Source organism: Kitasatospora sp. NPDC001309, from assembly GCF_042896295.1.
Lineage (GTDB): Bacteria > Actinomycetota > Actinomycetes > Streptomycetales > Streptomycetaceae > Kitasatospora.
On the sequence record NZ_JBIAXC010000001.1, the window covers coordinates 153731 to 175626 of the forward strand.

21 protein-coding genes are annotated in these 21896 nt (G+C 73.2%); 7 read left to right on the forward strand and 14 right to left on the reverse strand.

All coding sequences use genetic code 11. From position 1 onward, the window contains the following. Nucleotides 1-11: 11 nt before the first annotated feature. From ACFY2K_RS00750 to ACFY2K_RS00765, 4 genes are all read right to left on the reverse strand, one after another. On the reverse strand, nt 12-206 hold the full coding sequence (locus tag ACFY2K_RS00750; RefSeq protein ID WP_387709043.1) for a hypothetical protein: 195 nt from the start codon (nt 204-206) through the stop codon (nt 12-14). Beyond that, nucleotides 203-1774: an FtsK/SpoIIIE domain-containing protein gene (locus ACFY2K_RS00755; protein WP_387709045.1), complete on the reverse strand. Its 1572-nt coding sequence runs from the start codon at nt 1772-1774 to the stop codon at nt 203-205. Before ACFY2K_RS00755 ends, ACFY2K_RS00750 begins: the two co-directional genes overlap by 4 nt. 99 nt (nt 1775-1873) lie before the next feature. Further along, nucleotides 1874-2269 carry a plasmid replication, integration and excision activator gene (locus tag ACFY2K_RS00760; RefSeq protein WP_387709047.1) on the reverse strand — a complete coding sequence of 132 codons (396 nt, stop codon included), beginning with the start codon at nt 2267-2269 and terminating at the stop codon, nt 1874-1876. 180 nt (nt 2270-2449) lie between these two features. Further along, nucleotides 2450-3220 carry a GntR family transcriptional regulator gene (locus ACFY2K_RS00765; protein WP_387709049.1) on the reverse strand — a complete coding sequence of 257 codons (771 nt, stop codon included), beginning with the start codon at nt 3218-3220 and terminating at the stop codon, nt 2450-2452. A gap of 115 nt (nt 3221-3335) precedes the next feature. Here ACFY2K_RS00765 and ACFY2K_RS00770 point away from each other — a divergent pair, with 115 nt between their 5' ends. The 3 genes from ACFY2K_RS00770 (at nt 3336) to ACFY2K_RS00780 (ending at nt 5583) form a co-directional block, all read left to right on the forward strand. Then, nucleotides 3336-3767: an ATP-binding protein gene (locus tag ACFY2K_RS00770; RefSeq protein ID WP_387709051.1), complete on the forward strand. Its 432-nt coding sequence runs from the start codon at nt 3336-3338 to the stop codon at nt 3765-3767. Between the two features lie 144 nt (nt 3768-3911). Further along, entirely contained in the window at nt 3912-4754 is an 843-nt protein-coding gene (locus ACFY2K_RS00775; protein WP_363648594.1) for a sigma factor-like helix-turn-helix DNA-binding protein, read from the forward strand. Nucleotides 4755-4758: 4 nt separating this feature from the next. Continuing rightward, on the forward strand, nt 4759-5583 hold the full coding sequence (locus ACFY2K_RS00780) for a protein phosphatase 2C domain-containing protein (protein ID WP_387709053.1): 825 nt from the start codon (nt 4759-4761) through the stop codon (nt 5581-5583). Between the two features lie 1209 nt (nt 5584-6792). Here ACFY2K_RS00780 and ACFY2K_RS00785 read toward each other — a convergent pair. After that, nucleotides 6793-7161, reverse strand: coding sequence for a hypothetical protein (locus ACFY2K_RS00785; protein ID WP_387709055.1), 369 nt, complete (start codon nt 7159-7161; stop codon nt 6793-6795). A 413-nt stretch (nt 7162-7574) separates the two neighbouring features. Beyond that, nucleotides 7575-7994: a CU044_2847 family protein gene (locus tag ACFY2K_RS00790; RefSeq protein WP_380594521.1), complete on the reverse strand. Its 420-nt coding sequence runs from the start codon at nt 7992-7994 to the stop codon at nt 7575-7577. 123 nt (nt 7995-8117) lie between these two features. Here ACFY2K_RS00790 and ACFY2K_RS00795 point away from each other — a divergent pair, with 123 nt between their 5' ends. Continuing rightward, the gene (locus ACFY2K_RS00795; protein ID WP_380526226.1) at nt 8118-9350 is read left to right on the forward strand and encodes a hypothetical protein; all 1233 of its coding nucleotides are present in this window, start codon (nt 8118-8120) and stop codon (nt 9348-9350) included. Here the strand turns inward: ACFY2K_RS00795 and ACFY2K_RS00800 are convergent, their stop codons facing one another. The 7 genes from ACFY2K_RS00800 to ACFY2K_RS00830 form a co-directional block, all read right to left on the reverse strand. Then, entirely contained in the window at nt 9351-9944 is a 594-nt protein-coding gene (locus ACFY2K_RS00800) for an NUDIX hydrolase (protein WP_375881606.1), read from the reverse strand. Between the two features lie 8 nt (nt 9945-9952). Further along, entirely contained in the window at nt 9953-13096 is a 3144-nt protein-coding gene (locus tag ACFY2K_RS00805) for a trypsin-like peptidase domain-containing protein (protein WP_380526228.1), read from the reverse strand. Nucleotides 13097-13263: 167 nt separating this feature from the next. Further along, nucleotides 13264-14505: a sensor histidine kinase gene (locus ACFY2K_RS00810; RefSeq protein ID WP_380594513.1), complete on the reverse strand. Its 1242-nt coding sequence runs from the start codon at nt 14503-14505 to the stop codon at nt 13264-13266. A 71-nt stretch (nt 14506-14576) separates the two neighbouring features. After that, nucleotides 14577-15338, reverse strand: coding sequence for a two-component system response regulator CseB (cseB, locus tag ACFY2K_RS00815; RefSeq protein ID WP_380526232.1), 762 nt, complete (start codon nt 15336-15338; stop codon nt 14577-14579). Continuing rightward, on the reverse strand, nt 15335-16198 hold the full coding sequence (locus ACFY2K_RS00820) for a hypothetical protein (protein WP_387709059.1): 864 nt from the start codon (nt 16196-16198) through the stop codon (nt 15335-15337). Before ACFY2K_RS00820 ends, cseB begins: the two co-directional genes overlap by 4 nt. A 222-nt stretch (nt 16199-16420) precedes the next feature. Then, complete coding sequence (locus ACFY2K_RS00825) at nt 16421-17236, reverse strand: class F sortase (RefSeq protein WP_380594509.1); 816 nt, start codon at nt 17234-17236, stop codon at nt 16421-16423. After that, on the reverse strand, nt 17229-17702 hold the full coding sequence (locus tag ACFY2K_RS00830; protein ID WP_375881622.1) for a hypothetical protein: 474 nt from the start codon (nt 17700-17702) through the stop codon (nt 17229-17231). Before ACFY2K_RS00830 ends, ACFY2K_RS00825 begins: the two co-directional genes overlap by 8 nt. A 357-nt stretch (nt 17703-18059) precedes the next feature. Here ACFY2K_RS00830 and ACFY2K_RS00835 point away from each other — a divergent pair, with 357 nt between their 5' ends. Genes ACFY2K_RS00835 through ACFY2K_RS00845 form a run of 3 tightly spaced genes read left to right on the forward strand, consistent with a single transcriptional unit; the run spans nt 18060 to nt 20884 of the window. Further along, nucleotides 18060-18197, forward strand: a complete 138-nt coding sequence (locus ACFY2K_RS00835) for a hypothetical protein (RefSeq protein WP_375881624.1) — start codon at nt 18060-18062, stop codon at nt 18195-18197. A 60-nt stretch (nt 18198-18257) separates the two neighbouring features. After that, nucleotides 18258-20069 (forward strand): ABC transporter ATP-binding protein, encoded by a 1812-nt coding sequence (locus tag ACFY2K_RS00840; RefSeq protein ID WP_387709062.1) that lies wholly within the window; start codon nt 18258-18260, stop codon nt 20067-20069. Next, on the forward strand, nt 20066-20884 hold the full coding sequence (locus tag ACFY2K_RS00845; protein WP_387709064.1) for a serine/threonine-protein kinase: 819 nt from the start codon (nt 20066-20068) through the stop codon (nt 20882-20884). The genes ACFY2K_RS00840 and ACFY2K_RS00845 overlap by 4 nt, the downstream gene beginning before the upstream one ends. A 30-nt stretch (nt 20885-20914) precedes the next feature. Here ACFY2K_RS00845 and ACFY2K_RS00850 read toward each other — a convergent pair whose 3' ends face one another. Further along, nucleotides 20915-21769, reverse strand: a complete 855-nt coding sequence (locus ACFY2K_RS00850; RefSeq protein WP_387709066.1) for a hypothetical protein — start codon at nt 21767-21769, stop codon at nt 20915-20917. Between the last annotated feature and the right edge of the window lie 127 nt (nt 21770-21896).

Genomic DNA, 21896 nt, shown 5'->3' on the forward strand with positions numbered 1-21896 from the left:
GGTACCTCCGGTCAGGGGTGGATGGTGGCGACGGTCTTCGCCAGCCAGGCGAGCAGGTTGTTGATCAGGGACGCGACGCCCGTCTCGGGGAGGAGGAAGCCGAAGACGCCGCAGAGGATCAGGTGGGTGACCCTCAGGGCCTTGTGGCGGAGGAGGACCGCGATCAGGGCGCCGAGGAACAGGACGAAGGAGCCGGTGAGGATCACGGGCGAGCACCACCTTCGGGATTGGTGTCCAGGGGGCTAGACACTGCGTAGATGGAGTTGTCTCCGTACTGGGCGACGAGGGCTTCGATCTCGGTGTCGGAGACGTAGGCGGCCCGAACGCGGAGCGGGGTCGGGCGGCCTTCGTTGCGGACGTAGCCGACGCCCGCGCCGGTCGTGGGGTCGGGAGAGATCAGGTCTGCGTACGCGCCCCGGTCGCGGGCGCCGTTGCCGAGGACCATGTCCACCTGAGTGGCTTCGTCCATGCGCAGGGCGATCCGGTCGGGGAACAGGTTGCGGAGGTTCATGACCTCCTTGCGCGGGTCCTGGATCGCGCCGACGAAGCAGAAGCCGACCGAACGACCCTGACTGGTCAGGGTGGCGATGGCCGCCTCGGCACGGCGACGGAGGTCCCGATCCGGCTGGTAGGCGGTGAGGAAGGCGAGTTCGTCGGCGAGGATGACGACGAACGGCGAAGCGAGGGTGGGGGTGTGGGCGCGGAGGCGGCCGGCGAAGGACAGGGCGCGTTCCTGCATCCGGTCGACGGCCTCTTCGAGCAGGTCGACCATGTGGGCAGGGTCGCTGGCGTACTTGGTGAACAGGCCTGCGCCGAAGGACAGTTCCATGCGCTTGGGGTCGAGTGCCCAGATCTGCACCAGGCCTTCGGGCACCGCGGGGAGCAGTCGGCGGACCACGCCCCACAGGACCGAGCCTTTGCCGGAGCCGGTGACCCCGGCAACCAGAACGTGCGTGCCGTGCAGCCGCAGCCGCCAGGGCTCGCCGTCCTCGCAGGTGCCGATCTCTACCGACCGCCACTGGACTTGGACCAGCGGTTCGGCCTCAGCTCCGCTTCCGCCGCCAGCTCCGCGAACAGCCGTCCCGCTCGGCGCGACAGCTTCAAGGCCGCCACCAGCGTCCGGAAGCTCAGGTGCCGAAGCCGCCCAGGCCGATGCAGCGACCTTCCGCGCTCCGCCCGCCAAGCGACGAAGGCGAAACCGACACCGGCCCGCCAGTGACCGGACCCGGCTGAACCACCCCCTCAGCCGGCCGCGGATCGAGAGCCGAACAGGCTTGGGAGCCTGGCCCGTTACCGTGAACGGCCGGGCGAGCGGATCGGATGTCCAGGCCCGCAGTACCACGGCCCCGCGCCGCGGACTGGTCACCTCCACCCGGTGAACGCGCCAGGCGTGCGCGATCCCGAGTGCATGCTCTGCGACTTGCTCGGGGACCTGCCCGGGCAGCAGCCCGATGAGGACGTCCAGGCCGCCAGGGTGCTTGCGCACCCGAGCGATGCGCGGCCAGACGTATTCGTACGCGGCATCGAAGCGGGGAAGCGGTGCCTGCTGCCAAAGCCCCAGGGCGTAGCTCAGCTCCGGCCAGCCGCGTCGGATGCGCGAACGCAGAGAGTTCGTCCGGTACACCAGCCAGCCGACGGGACCGGCGACGTAGAGCACGATGGCCAGCCGTCCGCCGGCCGGCCCGAGGTAGGTCGCGGCCCAGGAGTAGCCGATCCAGGCCGCGAGCAGAGTGAGGAGCGCGGTCGTGATGTTGCGGTTGCTCAACTTGGACATGACGGGTTTCGCCTCATCTCACATGTGGTTGCGGTTGGGGTGTCCCGCCCCGGCGCACGATCCAACGTCCGTCCGCACGCCGGGGCTTGCGGTGCCGGGTCAGGCCGCGGACTTCGCCGAGGAGCGATTCGCTGCGGGCGCCCGGACGCCGGTGGCCTTGAGCGAGTACGCGACCCGGCCGCCGTTGTTGACGTAGGCGGTGACCGTCAGGCCGTCGAACTCGACCGGCCGGAACGGCAGGCCCGGCGCGGCGTCCGGCAGGACCGGCAGCACGGGGGCCACGACCTTGACCCGCGCGGAGGTGTCGCGCGCCTCCGGGTCCGGGTCGATCACCGAGACGACCCACAGGGGCTGCCCGGTCGCCTTGTCGCGCGCCTGGACCTTCGCACCGCTCTTGCTCGCCTCGAAGTCCGCGACCGGCTCGACGGAGACGGCGAAGGCGCCGGCGGGGAACACGTCCTCGAAGCGGACGGGGATCGCACCACGGATGGCCATGAAGACCTCTCTTCACGTCTACCCCCCTAGACAGTCGAAGGCCGACCGCCCCGAGAGTGCCGTCTAGGGGGGTAGACAACAAGGTAGGCATCGAGGAGGACGTTGTCTAGGGGGATATACAAAGATCTTGACGGCGTGTCACGGCCGCGCGATGCGGCATCGACGGCAGATCGGGGCTGATCAGGGCTTATGGGGCGGGATGTCGATCTCGTACGACAGTCGGAAGTGGTCGGCGGCAAGCACGATGTCCGCCGTTTCGACTGCCAGTTCGCCTGCCCAGTGTGTACGTTCTATTGCGAGCACGGTGGAGCCCAGCGGGATGCCGAGCGGATCCGCCTCGATTTCAAGGACCGGCCGCGCGGACACGTCCTCGGCCACCCGCGTGACCGCAATGCCGACGCCGGCCATTCGTGCCACCACGCCCAGTCCGGCCATCGGTCCCATCTCGGGCAGCACCACGGCCGTGCCCCCGATAACGGCCATCGGCTCCCAGCTGGTGGCGAGTTGGGCCGGCGCGCCGTCGGCCCGGAAGAGGTACTGGCTCTGCATCACCGGATCGCCTTCCGCGATGCCGAGTCGAAGAGCGAGCGAAGCGGTTGCGTAGGTCTTCTGTGAGTCGCAGGACCACGAAGGCTCAACGCCGCGCGCACGGCTCTCCGCGGCAAACGGACTTCCGGTGACCTGGTAGCGCCCACGTGCCATCCGCGCCGGCACCGGCCGAACGCGCACGTACGTCCCCGAGCCCGGGCGCCCCTCGATCAACCCCTCGGCAGTAAGGACCCGGAGCGCCTGTCGGACTGGCTGTTCCGAAAGCCCGTGGTCACGGCACAGCTCCGCGATGCTCGGTATCCGAGAACCCGGTGCCCGGTCACCCGAAACGATCTCGGCGCGCAAGGCATCGGCCAGTCGCAGGTATGCCGGCCGCCCCAACTCTCCCACGAGCGCCTCCATCTCACGTTTTCTCACATCAGCTTGACAACCTCGGACCCGAGCTTTCAAGCTCGAATCCGAGCTTCACGCTACGTGTCTGGCCGATCGTGCCACAGAGAAGCAGAGGGGTACCCCCATGCCATGGATCGCCAAGTTCCCGGGAGTTCCCGAGTCCGCGAGTGCGGCTCGCAGGCTGGTCCGCGAAGCGCTCGGCGACGACCCCAGGGCCGCGGACGCCGAACTGATCATCTCCGAGTTGGTGACCAACGCCGCCCTTCACAGCAAGTCCGGCCAGGGAGGCTCGGTGTGGGTCGAGCTCCGGTACTCGCCGGCCTGCGTTCGCATCGAGGTCGCTGACGAGGGCAGCCGGGACGGTCTCCCCGCCCACCGGGCCCCCGACGAACTCTCCAACTTCGGCCGGGGCCTCATGCTGGTGGACTCCGTGGCCGACTCCTGGGGCGCGCACAATGACGGCGATGACCTCAGGTGCGTGTGGGCGGAGCTAACATCCACCGCAGAAGAACAAAGCCGCACCCAAAACCGCTTGCCCATTTCACGGGGTGTATAGCCCCCTATACAGCGACGGCTTTCAATGCCGTCAGGAGATCCCGCGATGCCCCACGACTCACAGCAAACTGGCCGACACCTGCGTTTGCTGATCCTGTCTATCCCCCTAGACTCTGCGTTGACTGGGGCAGACACCGGAGGAGACATGGCGGGAGAAACGCAGCGGATCGCCGCCATCAAGGATCCGTTCGAGCTACTCCGGGCGGCCACCGTCCGACTTGCCGAGGCTCAGCAGGAGGTCACCGAGCTGTCGCGGCTGCGGCAGCGGGTGATCTCCGAGCTGCACGAGCAGGGCATGTCCTACGCCCAGATCGCCGCCGAGGCCGGACTCACCCGAGGCCGGATCCACCAGCTCAAGCAGTCGGCCCCCGCGCCCGAAGGTGCGTTCCTGGGCAACGCGCGGCTGATCATCGCCACCCCGCTCAAGCAGGAAGCCGGCAACTCCCGCCCGGTCCTGGCCGCCGAGGACTTCGCGGCCGCCCAGCGGCTCGGCGATCTCGCCCGCTCGTACAAGCTGGAGCCGAGCTTCGAGCATGTGCCGATCGGCGGTGAGATCGACCTCAACCGCGAGGACATGATCGTCATCTGCGGGCCCAGGCTCTCCAGCCACGTCGCCGGCGTGCTCGCCCAGGACCCGTCGATCTGCTTCGAGCGCGCCGAGGACGGGCCCTGGACACTCCGCGACCGCGAGACCGGCATCGCCCACCGCTCCGGGATGGACTCCGACCCCAGCACCAACTCGGACGTGGCCTACCTCGGACGACTCCCGCGGCCCGACGGCCAAGGCCTGATCATGGTCCTCACCGGCATCCACCCCCAGGGCACCCTTGGCGTCGTCCACCTGATCGTCAACGACCTTGCCGACCTGTACCGGCAGGCCGGGACGGACCGGTTCTCCGTCCTGCTCAACGTGGACTACAACCCGCAGGACAACGAGCCCGTACGCGTCCGCCTACTGTCGCCGTTCTACCGGCACGAGGCAGACTGACCGGGTGCACCTGGAGATCGCGACCGAACCCGCCCGCCTGGACCGCCCCAACGAGGACTTCATCGCAGCCAGCCCGAGCGCCGTCGTCCTGCTCGACGGCGCCGGCACCCCGCCCGGATCCGACTGCGGTTGTGCCCATGGCGTGGCGTGGTTCGTCACCCGGCTCGGCGTCAACCTCCTTGCGAGCGTCACCAACCAGCCCGACCGGGCCTTGACCGACTGCCTCGCGGATGCCATCACCACCACCGCGGCACTGCACCCCGAGTGCGACCTCACCCACCCCGGTACGCCGTCCGCCACCGTCATCGCGGTTCGCCTCACCGGTCAGGACCTCGAATACCTGGTACTCGCCGACTCCACCCTGATCCTCGAACACACCGACCCCACCGCCGGCCCGGTCGCCATCACCGACGACCGCGAAGCCCAGGTCGGTGCAGCCCTCCGGGGCTCCATGGATGCCGTGCCCACCGGTACGCCCGCCCACGCCGACGCCCTTCGTGGCTACGTTGAGGCCATGCGCGCCCACCGCAACCAGCAGGACGGCTTCTGGGTGGCCACCGCGGACCCCTCCGCCGCGTACGCAGCCCTCACCGGTAGCGTCCCGCGCGCCGACGTCACCGGCTTCACCATGCTCAGCGACGGCGCGTCCCGCCTGGTCGACCGCTTCCACCTCGCCGACTGGACCGAGGCGTTGAAGCTCATCCGCGACCATGGGCCGGCCGCGCTCATCCGGGAAGTCCGCACTGCCGAACTCAGCGACATCAACGGCCAGCGCTGGCCCCGCGGCAAGGCTCACGACGACGCCGCCGTAGCCACCGTCACGCTGTAGTACGCGAACCCCGAAGCCGTACTGGAGTCACTGCCGAATTCCGCTCTACTGGGTCAAGGGCGCGCGCCCTGCGCGCGCCGCTGCCCCGCCCCGGGCGGCCGACGCCGGGCGTGCGGGCTGGCGCCCGGTCCCGGCGCGACCGCCCGGTCAGGGGCAGCAGGGTGGCTGGGGCGGGCGGCTCCGCGGTTTTACCCACCTCCCCGGCCAGGGACCCGCGTCGAGCAAGACCGGGGGGCCACTCGGCCAAACTGCGGTCAGGCCCCAAAGCCCTGACCGAGTCGCAGCAGCTTACGGCCCCCCGATCATGCTCGACCCCAGACCGGACAGGACACCGGCCAAAACCGCTCCACCGCCCTGGATGCCTGCCCTGGAAGCTCACGGGTCGGCAACGACGTACCACTGCCTCATGTCCGGATCCAACTCGTCCGGACCCTCCGTTAGGGGTGTGAAGCCATTCCGAGCAGCCATGCGCTCACTGGCACGGTTGCGTAGGTCGATCCGGCATACGACGAGAGTGCTTTCGCTCCGAGATCGTTCGACTGCGTCACTGAGCGCCCTGTCACAGAGCTCATCGGCTACGCCCCCGCCAGTCCCACGCCACCCCAACGCCACGCCCATCGCTGCCAGCAGCCGAATGGGTCCGTCGTAGCCGCCCAGCGCTTCCCGAAGCCAGCTGTCGTACTCAGGTGCAGGGAGCATGTGGGCAGCCGCGGCAGCGAGCTTCTCATCTGCCGCGACTGCTATACACACGCGTGAATCGTCAGTTCGCCCTGGCAGCGCCAGAGAGGGAGCCTTCTCATGGAACCACTTCTGGACGATCAGTTCCCAGGGGCGCGGATGAGGCACTGGCTTCTTCCGCTTAAAGGCGGAAGCAGGCGCCGGATGAGTGCATGTGAAGGTCTCAAGACGCTGCCGATCAGTTCCATCGGCGAAGCGCCAGACCAGATCGTTCAATCGTGCGACCGCACCTTGCGCCGAGCTAGCTGACCAGTTTGGAGGTGACGTCGAAGCTCTGCTGCTGCCTCCTGAGACATCGGTGCGCGCAGTCGACGGTCGTACGAGTCAACATCCATGGCTTGATCAGCCGCAGCGTATGGAACGGCTACGACAACGGGCCTGCTCTGCGCCACAGCGAGCATTCGGGTGACGTGGGCGACCAACGTGTTTGTTGTGGGCAAGCCAACTCGGATCTGGCCGACACCATTCCCACTACTTAGCGTCATCGTCTGCGGTGTCACCGAGATCACTCCCCCCTGTCTTGTCGAATATCTCAGCTGCGCCTTGCAGAACGTCGATCAGCTCCTGCAGCCGGGCACGCGAGAGCACGTATCGTCCCAGAGTCTCTACCCGGAGGGAACCCATCTCGCGTAGGCGCTGTTCCATCTGTGCCGGCGTTCCGTTTAGAACCGGCGGTTCTACCTGCCCGATCGTGAGGTAGACCGAGTCAGGTTGACCGCTTGTGTCCGGTAGGCCTACCGACACAAGGAACTGGTTGGCGGGTCGAGCGAGCTGGTCAGTGTTGTGCCAAGCCAGATCGATCGCAAAACGGCTGTCGGGGCTGGGCTCGGGCGCGGTCACACCAACAGTGTGCCACTGGTAGGTGAGGCCTACTCGCTTCCTGCAAAGCTGGTGCTTGATCGCGTTCCCCGCGTTACGGCAGGTCTTGTCTCTCATGACACCTGGCGTGCGGCCGTCTGCAGCCTTCCGGCTGCCTTCGGCTTGAGCGGAGAGACGTCGCCCGGCCGTGCCACGGGCGTGCCAGAACGGGCGGTACGTGGCGGTGAATCGCGGGCGCCCGCGGCGAGACAGCTCGGAAACCGGCAAGGTAGGCGTGCCGCAGGTCACGCTGGGTGTCGAACGACTGTCCTTGTAAAGCGGGGGTCGTCGGTTCGAACCCGACAGGGGGCTCCGTGGCGGAGACGTCGGAGGGGCCGGCTCGATCATGATCGAGCCGGCCCCTCCGCGTGTCGGGGCGTCCGTGCGGGACGTGGTCAATCGCTGGCGGCGGCCGGTGGGCCCGATTCCTTCGGTTCTTCGGATTCCGATTCCGATTCCGCTTCCTCTGTCTCTTCCTCTTCGGCCTCGGGGCGCACCGTGGCGGTGGTTCCCTCGTCCTTCTTCCAGGTCGCCGAGACCTTGAGGGAGGCCTTGCCGCTGGATCCCGCGACGGCGCTCACCAGGAGGCCGGACTTGACGGAGAGCTCGATGCCGAATTCGAGGGTGAACTCGTCCGGGGCGGCGGCCCGCAGGCCCGAGCGGACGCTGCCCACGACGGCATGGAGGGTGTCCGTGAGGTCGTCGAGCCGGTAGGTGAGGCCGCGGAAGGCCACGTCGCGGGGGCCGCCCTCGTCCTCGACGCGGGCCCAGAAGGTGCCTCCGTCGGGTGTCTCGACCCGGACGAGGTCCGACATTCCGCCTCCAAAGATGGCGTCGATTCCGCGCAATCGAAATGCGGGATTCCTGAAGCCGGCGGTCGGCCGGCGCTCTAGTATCCCCGACGGGAACTCCGGTGGAGGGGCGAAGGGTTGGTACCGATGGGCACGGAATCGCCGCCTGCGGGCGCGGAGCGCATCTACCTCTCCGACGTGGAGCCGCACGCCGCGGCGCCGATCGACCGGGCGTCCGACCTGCGGTCCCGGGTGCTGTTGCACGTGCTCTTCGCCGACGCCCTGTTGATCGGGGACTCGCAGAGCCTCAACAACCGGTACTTCAGGGCGCTGGTCTCGGCCGAGGAGGCCCGGCAGGTCCCGTGGGCGGAGGAGGGCGCGGAACTGCCGGACCTCGCCCCGCTGCTGGAGTCCGGCCGGATCCGGGTGGCGGTGCGCGCGGGGAGGACCCTGCGGGAGATCAGGGACGACCACAGGCGGCGGAACGTGACGAACGTGCCCGAGCCCGGCTACGTCGCACGGCTGACGGCGATGTCGGCGGCGCACGCGGTGGGCTACGACGGGACGGCGGTGGCGGCGCGCTTCAAGGCCGGTGTGCTGGCCAGGATCGACGTCGCGAGCCGGCACGCCACCGGTGGCACCCGGACCGCGCTGGAGGACGCGCGGAGCTGGATCGCCGACCAGCAGCCCTTCGACTACAAGGCGCTCCGGGACTGGCTGGACAAGTACCGGGTGAAGGACCCGGGCAGCAGCGCCGAGCTGATCCTCGCGCTGCAGTCGGTGGACGAGTGGGCGGGCGAGTCCTACCGCCGGGCCCTGCCCGGTGTGCTGGACGTCGGCATGGCCGGACCGCGGGACGGGTCGGGCACCCTGTCGGCCGCGCGGAGCCGCCGGATCGTGGAGGAGGCCGGGTTGCCCGCCGTCCTGCTCGACAACCTCCTGCTGTCCCAACTCCCCCTGGAGGTGGTGCTGGAGGCCGTCGAGCAGCCCTCCCGGAACGCCCTGGTGCGGGAGCTCGGCCAGGTGCGCCGGGGGCTGCGGCCGGACGACGCGGTGCTGCGGCAGTCGGTCGGCGAGTTCAGCGCGTGGATGCTGGAGGCGTTCGAGCGCACCTTCCGCGGTACGGACGGCCTGGCGTGGGCGCGGCTGCGGAGCGAGACCCGGCTGATGCGCTTCCGGCTGGACGAGGACACGGTGACCGGTCGGCTGGGGGTGGGCCTCGAAGTCCGCGGGGCGCCGCTCGACGGGGCCCGGGACCTCTCGCTCGACGTGGTGGCCGGGTTCGGCGCGGCCGCGCCGGACGGCGACGAGGTGCGGGTGGCGACGGGGCCGCGGCGGCACCTCGACCCGCTGCACCGGATGATCACCCTCGGCGGCTGATCACGCCCTGACGGTCGGGGACAGCACGCCGGAGTCGGCGGCCGCGAGGGCGTAGGCGGCCAGCGTGACCCCGCAGGTGATCCGGCCCCCGCGGAGCCACTCCGCCATCTCCTCCGGGGAGACCCAGACCGGCGGGCTCACCGACTCCATCGCCTCCGGCCGGGCGGAACCCTCCTCCGAGGGGAGCACGGTGGCGCAGCAGACGTGGATGCCGGTCTCGATCAGCCCGGTGTCCGCGTGCACCAGTCCGAGGGTCCGCACGGAGGAGGCGGAGAGGCCGGTCTCCTCCCGGAGTTCGCGTGCGGCCGCCTCCTCCGGGCTCTCGCCCGGCTCGCAGCCGCCGCGCGGGAACTCCAGGGAGACGGCGCCCACCGGGTAGCGGTACGAGGGCACCAGGGCGATGCCCTCGGGGCCGACCGGGACCACCACCACACCGGTCTGCGCCCACTGCCAGCGGAGGTACTTGCCGGGTGCGCCGCCCGGGCCGACGACGAGGTCGTTGTTGAGCTGCCCGAAGCGGTTCGCGAAGACCTCGACGGCCTCGTGGCGCAGGATCGGGGCGGGCGTGGCGGACGTCCGGTCGTCGATGGTCATGGCGCTCCCTACCGGCTGTCGGGTGGGCCTCCGGTGGGACGGCCCCGTTCGCCATGATCTCCCATGGCGGCCAGTTGCTCCACCCAAGAGTTCGTCTCGGCCGAAAACTCCCGTATCTCGCCGCCGAGTTGGACCAGCACCCGCAGGGACTGCCGTTGGGCCGCGAGGCGTTGACGGTTCCCGGCGGGAAGGTCGGCGCGCAGGTGCGCGGCCTCCCGCATGGCGAGGTACGCCTCCCGGTCCCGGCCGGCGCCGATCAGGGCGAGCGCCTGCCGGTGCAGCCCGTCGGGCAGCCGGGCGAGGTAGCGCCCCGGGTGCCGTTCGGCCAGGTCGCGCAGCAGGGTGACGACCCGTTCGCCGGCCGCCACCGCCTCGGCGGTCCGGCCGGTCCGCCGGTGGCACTCGGCGAGCACCTCGACGCAGGACAGCAGGGTGGCCTCCTGTCGGACCCCAGGAGCGGCCGCCTCGCACAGTCGTACGCTGCGGGCGGCCTCGCCGTGGGCCGCGTCCACCTGGCCGTCCTCCAGGCGCAGTACGGCGAGGAGGCTCAGCGCGGTCGCGGTGTCGAGCAGCCGTACCTGCCGCAGCCGGTCCCTCGGTTCGGTGTCGGCGAGCAGTTCCTCGTAGTGGGCGACCGCGGACCTGCTCTGCTCCAGGGCGGGCACGGTCCGGCCGGCGTGGTGCAGCAGCAGGCTCAGGTTGTGGAGCGCCGTCGCGTACTCCGGGAGGTGGCGTCCGGTCTGCTGGACCAGGTCGCGGCTGAGCCCGACGGCCTGCCGGGCCGCGGTCAGGGCCGCCGTGTCCCGCGCGCCGCCGGGGCCGGTGCCGTCGTGGCCGGTGTCGCCGGGGTCGGCGTCGTCGGGGTCGGCGTCGTCGTGGCCGGTGCCGTCGGGGTCGACGTCGTCGAGCCGCAGGCTGTAGCCGACCAGCCTGCGCAGCCTCAGCAGTTGGTCCGCCTCGGTGAACTCCTCGTCGGGAAGCTCCAGGAGCCGGCGCAGGACGACGACCGAGACCGGCGACATGCTCGACGGATAGCCGGGCAGCCGCTGTTCCACGGCGGTGAGCAGCGGGGGCTCGCAGGACTCCAGGGCGGTCAGCATGACGGCCGCGAGGGGCTCGGCGTGGGGCAGCAGGGCGCCGTTCGCCGCCAGCGCGGGCAGGAGCACGTCCGGCCGGTCGGCGACGGCGCGCGCCAGCACGGCGTCCAGGGCGCGGTGCGCGGGGTGGGCGGCGATCCGGCCCACGTCCGTGCAGCCGCGGGCGCGGGCGAGCACCTCGACGGCCGCCTTCGCCGCCTCGAACCGCTCCTGCGCGGGCCCGGCGAGGGCGGGGTCCGTACGGGTAGGGACCGTACGGGCGGGGTCCGTACGGGTGGGGGACAGCAGCGCGGTGAGGTACGCGTGGGTGTGGCCGGAGCTCTCCGGGGTGCTGAGCACCCGGCGGGCGAGGACCTCGCCGATCCGGTTCGGCCGCAGCGGGGCGACCTGGTCGCCCTCGGCGGGGTAGACCGCCCACAGCGCGGTGCTGACGCGAAGCATGTCGGGGACCGGCCGGTGCGGGAGGACCGCCGCGTGGACCTGCTCCAACACCGCGACGAGATCGGCCCGTTGCCTGCCGGGGGCCAGCGTGGGGACCAGCAGGAGCCCCGCGGCCAGCAGCCTGCCGCTCTCGCCGGCGAACGACGGCTCCCGGGGATCCCACCAGGTGAGCGTGGAGTGCCAGATCCTGATCTCGTGGTCGCAGACCCGTTCGAGCGGATCGCCGTCCGGGGACCAGGTGCGGCCCTGGCGCAGCGTCAGGACGGCGTCCAGCGCGAGTGCCAGCACCCCCAGGAGCGAGCCCTCCCGGTCGGCGCGGGCGTCCAGGGTGGACGGCGGGGTGAGTCGCGGGGAGCCGAGCCGCTCGGCGAAGACCCGGAAGGCGGTGGCGGCCACGGAGGCGTCCCCGGGGGCGGGGACGGTCCTGGCGAGCTGGACCACGCTCGCGTCGGCCAGTACCCCGTCGTCGAGGCCGCTCTGCAGTGCCTGCCAGAGCGGCTTGTCCGCGCGGGCGAGCAGCAGCACACGCAGCCGCATCCGGTCGGGCCCGTACCGGTCGACGTGTTCGAGCAGGGCGCAGACGTCCTCCGGCCGGGCCTGGGCGTGGTCGAAGACGACGAGCACGGGGATCCCGTCGGCGAGGGCGGCGGTGAGCCCGGCGGTCCACTCCGGCCGGTCCAGCGCCTTCCGCTCCGCGACGCCGGCGATCCAGCCCGCCCCGCCCATGAGGCCGCACAGTTCGGTGGCGAGCCGGGTCTTGCCGGAGCCGCCGGGCGCGTGCAGCAGACGCAGCAGGAGGTCGGGCTCCTCGTCGCACCACCGTCGGAGGTCCGCCAGTTCCGGGCGGTCCAGGAACGGCATCGCCCCGTGGGTGAGGAGTTGGGCCGGGGTCGGCGGACGTCTGCTCGGCCGGGGGCGGTCGCGTCCGAACAGCCTGTTCTGCCGTCCGGCCCGGTCCAGCGCGAGGTCGCACCAGTCGGTGCCGGGCCGGTGGTGCCCGTCGTTGGCCTCCGCCAGGGCGGGGAAGTGGGCGCGCACCGCGTCGACCGGGACCAGCCAGCCGCCCGCCTCCTGCCGGTCGTCGCGCGAGGTCTTGAGCACCCCGCACACCCGGCCGGTCCGGAGGTCGAGCACCGGGCCGCCGCTGAACCCCGCGACGACCCGGTCGCCCTGGAGCCTGACGAACCGTCCGCTCCCGCCGGCCACGTGGAGGCGCAGGCTGTCGTGCTGCGGGCCCGACTCCAGGGTCTCGTGGCTGAATCCGTGCACGACCACCTCGGTGCCCTCCTGGGGGGCGCGCTCGCCCAGCCACACACCGGGCAGTGGCAGCGGCTCCCGGAGGTGCAGCAGGGCGAGGTCGGGGAAGCCCTGGACCCGGACCGCGGGGTCGGGTTCGGGGAACACCGCGCCCACGTCGGCGACGAGGGTGCGGCCCTGGGCCGTCACCGTCACCTCCAGGTGGCCCTGGACGACGTGGGCACAGGTCAGCACGGTGTCCTCGGCGACCAGGAACCCGGAGCCGAGGCTCCCCGGGGCGTCGATGGCGACCGTGTGCGTGGCGGCCAGCCGGCTGAGCTCCTCCCGCCGCCGCCACGCCGCGTCCTCGTCCGTCACGTCCGCTCCTCCCCGGGCCCGGCGCGCCGGTCGTCCCGGGGCGCCGGTTGTCACGGCACCAGGGTTCCGTCCGGCGTCGGCGGAATCCAGAGGCTGTGGCGGTTCGGGAGTTCGCCGGTGGCGGACAGGGGGTGGCCGGGCGGGAGTTCGTTGAACGCTGGCGGGCCCTAACCGGGCGGGAGGGTGAGGGTGGCGACGGCGCCGCCGGCGGGGTGGTTGCTGAAGGTGAGGGTCGCGCCGATGACGCGGGTGTGGCCGGTGGCGATGGTGAGGCCGAGGCCGTGGCCGCGGCCGCGTTCGGGGGCGTTGGTGCGGAAGCGCTGGGGGCCGTGGTGGAGGAGGTCGTCGGGGTAGCCGGGGCCGTGGTCGCGGACGGTGATGCGGCGGCCGTCGACGTGGAGTTCGACCGGGCCGGCGCCGTGGCGGTGGGCGTTGAGCAGCAGGTTGCCGAGGATGCGGTCGAGGCGGCGCAGGTCGGTGCGGACCTGCCGGTCGGCGGTGTCGGAGGTGCCGGCGGTGTCGGAGCTGATGTCGACGGTGACGTCGAGGCCGGTGAGGGTGACGGTGCGGCGGACGGCGCGTTCCAGCGGGACGGCGGAGAGGTCGGGGGATTCGACGTCGGCGTCCAGGCGGGAGACCTCCAGGAGGTCCTCGACCAGGGCGCGCAGGGCCTGGACCCGGTTCTGCACCAGTTGGGTGGGGCGGCCGGGCGGCAGCAGTTCGGCGGCGGTGACCAGGCCGGTGAGCGGGGTGCGCAGTTCGTGGGCGACGTCGGCGGTGAAGCGCTGTTCGTCGGCGAGGCGGCGGTGCAGGGTGCGGGACATCAGGTCGACGGCGGCGGCGAGGTCGGCGACCTCGTCCCTGCCGTCGACGAGTTCGCCGATCCGGGTGTCGGTGCCGCCGGCCGCGATGCCCCGGGCGGCCGTGGCGGCGGTGCGCAGGCGGCGGCTGATCCGGTCGGCGACGAGCACGCCGGCCAGCACGGTGGTGAACACCGCGGCGACCACGGTGATCAGGATGATCCGGTCCAGGTCGGCGATCGCCCGGCGGTCCTGGGTGAAGTCCACCCGGACGGAGAGCACCCCGCCCTGGACCGGGCCCGCCGCCCACATCGACTCGCCCTGCGGGTCGGCGGCGAGGAGCGAGCCCTGCCGGCCGGCGGCGGCGAGTTCGCGCAGCCGGGCGGGGAGGGCCGGGTCGTCGACGGCGGCGCCGGGGCCGGGGGTGCCGCGGCCGTAGTCGGTCAGCGCGGAGCCGAGGGCGGTGGCGGCCGCGGTGCGGGCCTGGTCGACGTGCTGGCGGATCATCGCCTGGTGCACCAGCAGGCCGACGGTGACCGCGACCAGGACGGAGATGGTGGCGACGGCGGTGGCGATCTGCCGGCGCAGGGTCATGCGCCGCAGGGCCATGTGCCGCAGGGATATGCGCCGCAGGGCCAGGCGTCGCAGGGGTACGCGCCGCAGGGTCGGCCGGCGCGGGGTCATGCCGGGCGCCGCAGCTTGTAGCCGAAGCCGCGGACGGTCTCGATCCGGCCGGAGCCGATCTTGGCCCGCAGGCGCTGCACGTGGACGTCCACCACCCGGGTGTCGGCGCCCCACTCGTAGTCCCAGACGCGCTCCAGCAGCGCGGAACGTTCCAGCACGATGCCGGGGGCGGCGGTGAACTCCAGCAGCAGCCGCAGTTCGGTGGGGGTGAGCGGGACGAGGCGGCCGTCGACCCGTACCTCCATGCTGTCGGTGTCCACCTGCAGCCCGTCGACGGTGCGGAGGGAGGCGGCGGAGGGCGCGACGGGGTCGTCGAGGACCTCGGGGGCCGGGGTGACGGCGGCGGCCGGGCCGGGTTCGACGGCCGGGGCGACCCGGACGCGCCGCAGCACCGTACGGATCCGGGCCACCAGGACGGCGCTCTCGAACGGCTTCACCACGTAGTCGTCCGCGCCCGCCTCCAGGCCGGACACCACGTCGACCGGGTCGGTGCGGGCCGACATCATCAGGATCGGCAGCTGGCTCTCCTCCCGGATCCGGCGGCAGAGGCCGACGCCGTCGAGCAGCGGCAGCATGACGTCCAGCAGCAGCAGGTCGGGGCGGACGGCGTGGAAGGCCTCCAGTCCCTCCAGGCCGTCGGCGGCGGTGGTGACCGGGAAGCCGTAGCGCTCCAGGGCCATCCTGGTGGCCTCCCGGATCACCTCGTCGTCCTCGACGAGCAGGATGTGCGGCTGGGCGGGGGCGGCTGCGGTGGTCATCGCTTCGCTTCCGGGACGACGGCGGGGCCGGACGGCTGGGAGGTGGGTCGGGCGGCGGACGGGGAGGCGACCCCGGCGGCCGGGGGCTGCTTCGGCCCCGAGGAGGGGCGCGCCGGGCCGGGGACGGGCACGGGGACGCGGTCCGGGCCGGCGGCGGACGTCGCCTCGGCGCCCGGGTCGGCGGTCGGGAGCAGGCCGACGCCGTCCACCCGCCGCTCGACCAGGGCGAGCCGGTGCCCGTCCCAGTGGTAGTGGCTGCTGGTGCGGGTGGCGTAGGTGGTCGGCTCGTACAGCCAGAGGTCGGAGTCGACGGTCGCCGCGCTGGACATCTGCTGGACCTGGGCCCGCAGGATCGGTACGACCCGGTCGTCGGCGAGCGTGTAGACGTGCAGCACGAGGGCCCCGGGGGTGGCGACGGCGGTGATCAGCTCGGGCCGGCCGTCCCCGGTGAGGTCGCGGAACTCGGGGGCCCGCACCTCGCACCCGGCGCAGGAGTCGAGCGCGCGGCGCTCCTCGGCGCTCACCGCCGGGTCCTTGGCGAGCAGGGTGCGGACGTCGACGGCGGTGAGGTCGTGCCCGGGCACGGTCAGGTCGGGTACGGGCTGCGGCGGGGCCTGGGAGGTGGCGTCGGTCGGGGACGTGGGCGGCGGCGGCGCGGTGGCCAGGTCGGGCCAGAGCGGCTTGGCCACCGCGGACGGGCTGGGCGGGGCGACGGCCGGGCGCGGACCGTCGTCCCGCAGGCCGCCGGGGGCGGCGCGGCCGAAGGCCAGGACCCCGAGGGCGGTCAGGGCGGCGAGGACGGCGAGGGCGGCCGCGGGGACGGCGCCGGGGCGGCGGCGGAGCGGGGTCGGTGCTGCCACGGTCGGTGCTCGTCCTCCTCGGTCGCGGTCGGGCCTCTGACGCCGGGCGTCTGGTGTCGGACGTCAGGCGGGCGGTCGGTCGGGCGTCGGACGTCCGGCGTCAGGCGTCGGACGTCAGGCGGTCGGGCGTCCGGGTCCCGGAGTGGGACGCGGTGGGCCGCGGCGTCGGTTCGTCGCTCCCCGTGGTCGTCCCCAGTTCTACCGGGCCCGGCTCCGGCCCGGTCAGGCCGGGTCGGCCAGCACGATGATGTTGTCCGTCCAGTGCCCGTCCGGGCCGATCCGTCCGCCGCAGGTGATCAGCCGGAGCGCGGGCCCGGGGGTGTCGCCGTAGACGGCGTCGGTGGGGAAGCGGTCCTTGGCGGCCTGGAGCAGGCTGCGGACGGTGAAGTCGACGGTGCGGCCGTCCGCCCGCCGGATCCCGATCCGGTCGCCCACGTGGAGTTCCGGCAGGCGCTTGAAGACCGCCGGGCCGTTCTTGGTGTCGAGATGGCCGATCAGGACGGCGGGGCCGGCCTCGCCCGGGGCGGGGCCGTTGCGGTACCAGCCGACCTGGTCGGCGTGGTCGGCCGAGGGCACCTGGACGGTGCCGTCGGAGTTCAGGCCGAGGTCGGTCACCGGGGCGTCCACGCCGATCGAGGGGATCAGCAGGCGGTTCGGCGGCGAGGGGGCGAGCGGCTGGTCACCGGCGGTCGGCGCGCCGACCGGGGCGGGCGCGCCGGCGGTGGGGGCGGTGGCGGGTGCGCCGGCGGCGGGGGCACCGGCCGCCGGGGCGTGGCCGGAGGTCTCGATCCGCACCACCGGGGTGTCGCGGCCGGACAGGGCGAGGGTGCTGCCGAGGGCGATGCAGAGCAGGCCGGCCGTACCGAAGACGCTCCGCCGCAGCAGGCTCGGGCCGGGCGGGGCGGCCCGCCGCCGCCCACGACCGCCCCGCCGGTCGGTCCCCGCCGCCGGGGGCACCCCGGCGCCGCTTCCCCGCCCGGCCGGGTGCGGGGGAAGGGCGCCGGGGTGCCCGGCGGACCCGGGACGGGTGTCAGCCACGCGCACCGGAACGGCGGCGCAGGACGGCGAAGCCCAGCGCACCGGCGCCGACGGCGGCGACGGCGCCGCCACCGACCAGCATCAGCCCGTTGCCGTCGGTCGCGCCCGAGCCGTCACCGGCCTGGGCGGCGCCCTTCGGCACCTCGCGGACCTGCGGCTGGGAGCCGGCCGGGCCGTGCGACGGGGTGGCGGTGGCGGTGGCGACCGCCGGGGCGGCGCCCTCGGGCGCCGACGCCGACGGCTGGCCGGGCTTGGCGGGGGCGGCGCTCGGACGGACTCCGCCGACGGCCGCGCCGCCCGGCGCGGCGTTGGAGGGGGCGGCGGACGGCTTGGCGGGGGCCGGCTGCGGGGTGCCGTCGGCCCAGGCCTGTCCGCCGGTGACGACGGTCACCAGTGCGGCGCCGGTCAGTGCGCAGACGGCCAGCAGACGGCGGGCGGGCGAACGGTCGGTACGGCTCCTGCTCATGGCGGGGGTCTCCTTCGTGGCTCTGGTGGACGCGTCAGTGGCGGGACCGCGGTTCCCGCCAACGGCGCACCGGGGGCGCGGCCCGTGGTGCTGGTACGGCCGGTGCGTCGTCAGTGACGCTAGGAGGGCCGTGTCGCAGTCCCCGCCCGGCCGCGTCACGGTCGCCCATCGGCTGGGTAACGGTCCCCGGGCCCGCCGGAACGGCCCTGTGACGTAGGCGGGGCCGAGCCCGTGACGTACGCGGGAACGGCCCCGTCAGGAGACCGAACCGGGCCCGCGCCGAACACCGCTGAGCATCCCCGCCCGCCCGTCCGTACCTCCCGGTGTGGGGGTACGACCGAGTGAAAGGTGGCAGTGATGAGCATCCTCGCCAACCTCCTGCCGGCGATGCGGCAGTCCCGCAAGGACCGCGGGCACGACAAGGAGGACCGGAACACCAACAACACGACCAGTCGCGGTCGTCGTCACGGCCGCAAGAACAAGCACGGGCACTGACGACCGACGGACCGCTTCCGGTCCCCTGGTCAGGACGAGCGAGTGTGGTCACTGCGGCGGTTGACGGCCGTCGACACCGGTGACGGCGACGGCCGGACCGATCCGGTCGTCGCCCCGGCGCCGGCCGTGTCGCTGCGGCGCACGTTCCGGCGGTTCTGGCCCTACACCCGCGGGGGACGGCGCTGGCTGGCCCTGCTGGTGGTGGTCGTCCTGTTCGGCCCGGTCGTCGACGCGGCCATGGTCTGGCTGTTCAAGATCGTCGTCGACGACGTGCTGGTGCCGCGCAGGTTCGGGCTGTTCCTTCCGGTCGCGCTCGGCTACGCCGGGCTGACCGTGGTGGCGGGGGCCCTCGACTTCGCGGACCAGACGCTCTCCACCTGGGTCAGCGAGCGCTTCCTGCTGGCCCTGCGGGCGGACGTGTTCCGGCACTTGCAGGGCCTCTCGCTGGGCTTCTTCGAGCGACGGCGGCTCGGCGACGTGCTGTCGCGGCTGACCGCGGACGTCGAGGCGGTCGAGACCTTCCTGCTCTCGGGCGTCCTGGACGCGGTCGCGTACGCCGCCGAGCTGGCCGTCTTCCTGGGGGTGCTGTTCTACCTGCGCTGGGACCTCGCGCTGACCGCGCTGGTGGTCGCGCCGTTGTTCTGGCTCACCGCCCGGCGGTTCTCGACGAGGGTGAAGGACGCGTCCCGGGAGCGGCGGCGCCGCAGCGGTTCGGTCAGCGCCCTCGCGGAGGAGACGCTGGGCAACATCGCGCTGGTGCAGGCGTACAACCGGCAGGACTGGGAGCAGGACCGGTTCGTGCGGGAGAACCTGGCGCGGTTCCGGGCGACCATGGCGGCGACCCGGCTGCGCGCCCTGTTCGCGCCGATCGTGGAGATGCTGGAGCTGGTCGGCGCGCTGATCGTGCTCGGGCTGGGCGCCTGGGAGTTGGTCCACGGCCGGCTCACCCTCGGTGAACTCCTCGTCTTCGTCGCCCTGTTGAGCCGGCTCTACAGTCCGATCCAGGGCATCGGGCGGCTCAGCAACGGCTTCTTCTCGGCCTCGGCCGCCGCCGAGCGCATCATCGAACTCCTCGACCAGCAACCGCAGGTGGCCGATCCGCCGCGGCCGCTGCGCGCCGCCCGGGTGCGCGGGGCGGTGGCCTTCGACGGGGTGTGGTTCCGCTACCCGGGCACGGCCCGCGCCGCGCTGTGCGACCTCTCGCTCCGCGCCGAGCCGGGCGAGACGGTGGCCCTGGTCGGCGCGAGCGGGGCCGGCAAGTCGACGGTCGCCAAACTCCTGCTGCGCTTCTACGACCCGGAGCGCGGCGCCGTCCGGCTGGACGGCATCGACCTGCGCGACCTGGCACTGACCGACCTGCGCGAGCAGGTCGCCGTGCTGTGGCAGGAGACCCTGGTCATCCACGGCACCGTCCGGGAGAACATCGCCTACGGCCGCCCGGGCGCCACCGACGCCCAGATCACGGCTGCCGCCCGGGCCGCCGACGCCCACGAGTTCGTCAGCCGGCTGCCGGACGGCTACGACACGGTGGTGGGCCAGCGCGGGCGGCTGCTGTCCGGCGGCCAGCGCCAGCGGATCGCGATCGCCCGGGCGATGGTCCGGGACGCGCCCGTCCTGCTGCTCGACGAACCGACCACCGGTCTCGACCCCGAGTCGGGTCGGCGGATCCTGGAACCGCTGGGGCGGCTGATGAACGGCCGGACGACGATCATGATCTCGCACAACCTGCTGACCGTACGGAACGCCGACCGGATCGTCCTGCTGCGCGAAGGCCGCGTGGTGGCCTCCGGCAGCCACCGCCACCTGCTCGCCCACGACGACGACTACGCCCGGCTCGCCCGGGCCGCGACCCCGACGGAAGTCGCGCGGTGAGCTCCCGGGAGCCGATGACCGCCGGGGCGCCGATCGCCCCCGGCTACCAGGTGCTCGCCCACCTCTGCCGCACCGGCTGGCTGGACGTCTACGACGCCTGGAGCGAGGAGCGCGACTGCCGCTGCGTCGTCAAGGTGCTCCGGCCCGACCACCGCCGCGACCGCGAACTGCGCGAGCGCCTGCTCCGGGAGGGCCGCTGGCTGACCGCGTTCACCCACCCGCACCTGGTGCGCGGCTACGGCACCGGTGAACGCCCGCAGCCGTACGCGGTGCTGGAGACGCTCAGCGGCGAGACCCTCGCCCACCTGATCGACCGCAGCGCACGCCGCCCGGCCGCCACCGACCTCACGCTGCTCGGCCTGCACCTCTGCTCGGCGGTGCGCTACCTGCACGGCCGGCACCTGCTGCACCTCGACCTCAAGCCCGCCAACGTGGTGATCGACTGCCGCCGCGCCAAGGTGCTCGACCTCAGCATCGCCCGCCCGCCGGGCCCGGGCCGTCCGGGGGCCGGCACGGACGGCTACCTCGCCCCCGAGCAGCTCCTGGGCGGCGACCTCACGGCGGCCACCGACGTCTGGGGCATCGGGATCACCCTGTACGAGGCCGCCACCGGCGAACTCCCCTTCGACGGCGAGCCGTTGACCCCGGCGCCCCCGGTGTCCCGACGCCGCCGGCTGCCCCGCCCGCTCGCCGGGGCGGTCGACGCCTGCCTGCGGCTCGACCCGGCCGGCCGGCCGTCACCGGCCCAACTGTCGGCGGCACTCGACGACTTGCTCCCGCAGGGCCGCCGCGCTGTCATGCCGCCGGAGGGGTAGTCGAAGGCGCGCGGCCAGGCCCTGTCCGGCCTACCGGGCCCGGGACCGCAGCTGCCGCAAGGTCCAGCCGGCGCCGGGCGGTTCGGACAGCGGACGGGTGTGGGCGGTGAAGAGCTCGGCCGCGCGGCGGTAGGAGAGCCGGGCGCGGCCGGTGTGGGGGCAGCGGTCGGCGGCGGGGGTGCCGGCCGGGGCGCGGCGGTCGGTGAGGAAGAGCGGGCCGCCGGCGCGGCCGGCGACCAGCAGCGGGAGCAGCCGGGCGGTGCCGGTGCCCCAGCGGAGCCCGGGGCGGTCGGAGCGGGGGCGGGTGCGGCGGCCGGGGAGGTCCAACTGGTCGGTGTCGAGGGCTAGGACGGACTCGATGGCGGCGCCGGACTCGTGCAGCAGGTGCCAGAGCGTCTGCTCGCGCAGCGGCGCCCGGCGGGCGAACAGGGCGCGCAGCTGCTCCTTGCCCAGCGGGCCGCCCCCGGCCCTGGCCCCGCCCCCGGCGCGGCTCCCGCCCTCCGCCGGTTCGGCGGGCAGCGGGCCGGGGCGCAGGGCGGTGCTCGGGTCGCCGTCGATCCAGCCCTGGGCGCGCCACCAGGCCACGGCCGCGCGCAGGGTGGAGAGCTCGCGGTTGAGCGTGCGCGGGTCGGTGGCGGCGGCGCGGCGGGCGACGGCGGTGTGCAGCCGCCCGGGGGCGTCCGGGTGGTCGAGCAGGGCGAGCGGCAGGACGGGCGGGCGGGCGCGCCGCCGTTCGGGGCCGGTGGGGGCGGGTCGGTCGGCGAGCGCCCAGGCCCAGGTGTGGAGGGCGATCCGGTAGATCCGCCGGGAGCCCTCGGAGAGTCCGGAGGCGGCCAGGTAGTGCTCGACGGCGAGGCCGTACTCGACCGGGGGGAGCTCCGTCACATCGGCCTTCTTCCGCAGTAAACGACTGTCTCGCATCACCGTCCAGGCTAGCGGTGATCCGCAGTAAACCGCAGTTCAATGGCCACGAAAGGGCCAATTTACTGCGGCAGAACCGGCCCCTCCAGAC

Coding starts and splice junctions, on each gene's coding strand:
- ACFY2K_RS00755 (WP_387709045.1), bottom strand. CDS start 1,774: ATGTCCAAGTTGAGCAACCGCAACATCACGACCGCGCTCCTCACTCTG.
- ACFY2K_RS00760 (WP_387709047.1), bottom strand. CDS start 2,269: ATGGCCATCCGTGGTGCGATCCCCGTCCGCTTCGAGGACGTGTTCCCC.
- ACFY2K_RS00765 (WP_387709049.1), bottom strand. CDS start 3,220: ATGGAGGCGCTCGTGGGAGAGTTGGGGCGGCCGGCATACCTGCGACTG.
- ACFY2K_RS00770 (WP_387709051.1), top strand. CDS start 3,336: ATGCCATGGATCGCCAAGTTCCCGGGAGTTCCCGAGTCCGCGAGTGCG.
- ACFY2K_RS00775 (WP_363648594.1), top strand. CDS start 3,912: ATGGCGGGAGAAACGCAGCGGATCGCCGCCATCAAGGATCCGTTCGAG.
- ACFY2K_RS00790 (WP_380594521.1), bottom strand. CDS start 7,994: ATGTCGGACCTCGTCCGGGTCGAGACACCCGACGGAGGCACCTTCTGG.
- ACFY2K_RS00795 (WP_380526226.1), top strand. CDS start 8,118: ATGGGCACGGAATCGCCGCCTGCGGGCGCGGAGCGCATCTACCTCTCC.
- ACFY2K_RS00800 (WP_375881606.1), bottom strand. CDS start 9,944: ATGACCATCGACGACCGGACGTCCGCCACGCCCGCCCCGATCCTGCGC.
- ACFY2K_RS00810 (WP_380594513.1), bottom strand. CDS start 14,505: ATGGCCCTGCGGCGCATGACCCTGCGCCGGCAGATCGCCACCGCCGTC.
- cseB (WP_380526232.1), bottom strand. CDS start 15,338: ATGACCACCGCAGCCGCCCCCGCCCAGCCGCACATCCTGCTCGTCGAG.
- ACFY2K_RS00830 (WP_375881622.1), bottom strand. CDS start 17,702: ATGAGCAGGAGCCGTACCGACCGTTCGCCCGCCCGCCGTCTGCTGGCC.
- ACFY2K_RS00835 (WP_375881624.1), top strand. CDS start 18,060: ATGAGCATCCTCGCCAACCTCCTGCCGGCGATGCGGCAGTCCCGCAAG.